2 protein-coding genes and 1 pseudogene are annotated in these 3,241 nt (G+C 37.2%); all 3 read left to right on the top strand.

From position 1 onward, the window contains the following. Positions 1–618, top strand: a 618-nt coding sequence (locus ACFINX_RS09570; RefSeq protein WP_375668751.1) for a toprim domain-containing protein, incomplete at its 5' end; no start/stop codon positions are given. A gap of 12 nt (positions 619–630) precedes the next feature. Continuing rightward, positions 631–2,238 (top strand): YfjI family protein, encoded by a 1,608-nt coding sequence (locus ACFINX_RS09565; RefSeq protein ID WP_375665961.1) that lies wholly within the window; start codon positions 631–633, stop codon positions 2,236–2,238. A 583-nt stretch (positions 2,239–2,821) separates the two neighbouring features. Further along, a pseudogene (locus tag ACFINX_RS09560) lies at positions 2,822–3,241 on the top strand (type ISP restriction/modification enzyme); the annotation flags it as partial.

Below are 3,241 nucleotides of genomic sequence, written 5' to 3'. Positions count from 1 at the left end.
CAGTTTTGTGCTGATCTCAAACGAGCAAAACAGAAAGCAGAGAGAGCAAAAGCAATTTGGCAACAAAGCCAACCAATCAAAAATACTTTAGCAGAAACCTATTTACGTATGCGGAGTATTACATGTGATTTGCCTCCTGATTTACGCTTTTACGACAAATGTTCGCACCCCTCTGGGGGTACACTGCCCGCGTTAGTGGCTCTTGTTAAGGGTGCTGGTTCCTTTGCCATTCATAGAACCTTTTTACAAGCCAATGGCTGCAAAACAGACCAAAAACCAGCAAAAGCCATGTTGGGATCTGTAACAGGTGGTGCTGTGCATTTAAGTCAAGCCAATCCAAAACATCTGGTCATTTGTGAAGGCATTGAAACGGGGCTGTCTCTGCTGTCTGGGTTGTTATCAGAGCCCGTTGATTTATGGGCGTCTCTTTCAACCAGTGGCATGATGCGTGTGAATTTACCCCATACAAAAGGACGTCTCACCATTGCAATGGACGGCGATGATGCGGGTCGTAAAGCAGGTTTTACCCTAGCTGCGCGTGCCTATAGACAAGGCTTTGAGGTCTTTATGATGCAAGCTCCAAAAGGAACCGATTTTAATAACGTATTACTTTCTTAAAAGAGGGAAACTATGAAAGATAGTAATTTACAAAACAATAATGAAAATACTCCCGTCAATGATAACGATAATGTCTCTTTAAACGAAAATACTTGTTTAAAAGCCATTTCTTATGAACAAGCCTTGCAACAAAATGGTTGGGGGCAATTACAACCGATTGCTACGGCTCTCTTACCCGTCGAGCCTTTTAAAATATTCCTGCTTCCAACACCATTAATAAACTATGTTTATGACGTTGCTGATATTCAACAATCTTCTATCGATTTTGTTGCTGTTTCTGCTTTATGTGGATTGTCTGCTGTCATTGGAAATGGCGTGCGGGTTTCTCCAAAACAACATGCCAATTGGAAAATTGTTCCTAATCTCTGGGGTGCCATTGTGGGGGAACCTTCAACTATGAAAACAGATACCATGGAAGCTGCTTTAGCACCTCTTGATGTTTTTCAAGAGGAATGGCATCAAGAATGGTTAAAGAAGAAAAAACAGCAAGAAACAAAAGATATTCTTATTGAATTAGACAAAAGAGAAAAGAAAAAACAAGCCTACAAAGCACTCAAAGATCAAGACGAGGAACAAGCCCTTGCTCTTCTTTCTCAATCTCTTGAACATAAAGAAAGTGAGGAAGATGACACGCTTAATAAACGACGTCTTATTGTCAACGATGTGACCGTCGAAAAGCTTGGGGAATTGTTAAAAGAAAACCCCCGTGGTTTATTGTTGGTTCGTGATGAATTATCTGGTTTTTTATCCGATTTGGAACGGAAGGAATATCAATCAGACCGTTCTTTCTATCTAACAGCTTTTAATGGCAAAAAATCATACACCTATGACCGTATAGGACGTGGAACCATTTTTATTCCCAATGCAACCATTTCCATTATTGGGGGCATTCAACCTTCACGGATTATTCCCATTATTCAAGCAATGCACCATGGAACAAATAATGACGGCTTATTGCAACGGTTTCAAATGCTGGTGTGGCCCGATGAACGAAAAGAGCGGTTATGGGTTGATAGACCTCCCAATCAAAAGGCATGGGAAAGTTATCAAGGAATTTTTCGTTCTCTTTATGATAAACCATTAGGATCACCAAAACACCCTATTACCATACGCTTTTCTGCTGAAGCTCAAGAAATGTTTCGTGTATGGTGGGAAAATTTTCAAAGAACAATCAAAGGAGGTCATTTCTCATCAAGTTTACAAGCGCATCTTTTGAAAATGAATAAAACCATACCAACCCTTGCATTGATTTTTGAATTGAGTGAAGGGGGGCGTTTTGAAATCAATAGAGATGCCCTTGAGAGAGCCTTATATTGGGAAGAATATCTGATAAGCCATGCAAAACGTCTTTATGCGGCGAATGATACATTAACAGCAGAGCGTGCAAAATTAATTGTAGAGCGCTGTGATCTTTTACCCAATGTTTTTACGGCAAGAGATATCTATAGACGGTGTTGGAGATCTTTAAAAGACAATGGAGCCGTTAAGCAAGCTTTAGAGCTTTTATGTCGTTGTAACTATATTCGTGAATTTCCTATAGAGGGGAATGAATTAGGTCGGCGTCCTGATAGACGGTATGAATGGCATCCTTTGGTTAAAAACAACAGCATAAAACAATAAAAAAATCTCTTTTGAAGTCTTTAAGACAACCACGCAAAACTCTTTTTATGGCATTCTCATCAAGGAACTTTTTTCCAAAAGCAAATGATCTGAGTGACCTTATCAGAAGAGTTTTGTCAGTCTTGTCAGTTCTTTTTAGAACCTATATTATTTTTTTAAAATGAGAGAAAATTAAAAACATTATATTTCAATATGTTAGAATTTTAACGATACAACCTATATCGATAATACAACCTTAAATACAATCAATAATATATATTTGTCAGTTTGTGTCTGTAAATTGAACTAACAAACTAGATTATTTTAGTGACTCATAAAATCTATCAAAATAATCATTATGATATTTTAAAAGCACATGCTTCATTTGTCTTTTTCCATAAAATAAACAGCAAATTTCACTATTTTGCTGATCTGATCTCTCTCATGGGCTGCGTATAAACAGCATTTAAAAAACTTTTGAAAAAATTATCGGCTTTTTTAGCATTTTTCTGCATTTTTTCTCAATTCATTCAAAATGGATTTAATAAGCTTCGTTTTAATTCTTTTGAAGAGACTTAAACCCCTTATACGAAAACGGAACTCTGTTGTAACAGGGCGTGAACTGGATCATTTGCACGTGAATTATGAAACTGTAAAACCTTATCCCGTAACCTTTAAAAAAGGTAATCCAAAAGTTACAGAGATCTCTAATCCAGAAAAATTCTATTACGTGACTGAAATGAAATTCGCAAAAGCAGGTAAAGAGAAAGATAAAACCACTGTTATTTATAATAACAATATCACAATAACAGATATCCCTCTTGACGCTTGTGAGTATATCGTTAATGGTAAATCCGCTCTTGAATGGGTTATGGGGCGTCAATGTGTTAAGACTGATAAAAAGAGTGGCATTGTTAATGATGCCAATCGTTATGCTGTTGAAACCATTGGCAACCCTGCCTACCCTCTAGAGTTATTTCAGAGGGTTATTACCATAAGTTTAGAGACAATGAAAATCGTTAAG

This window comes from Bartonella sp. AP36NXGY (assembly GCF_042195865.1).
In the GTDB taxonomy this organism is placed as follows: Bacteria; Pseudomonadota; Alphaproteobacteria; order Rhizobiales; family Rhizobiaceae; genus Bartonella.
Note: the sequence above shows the minus strand (reverse complement) of the source record. Positions and strands in the feature narration are given on the sequence as shown.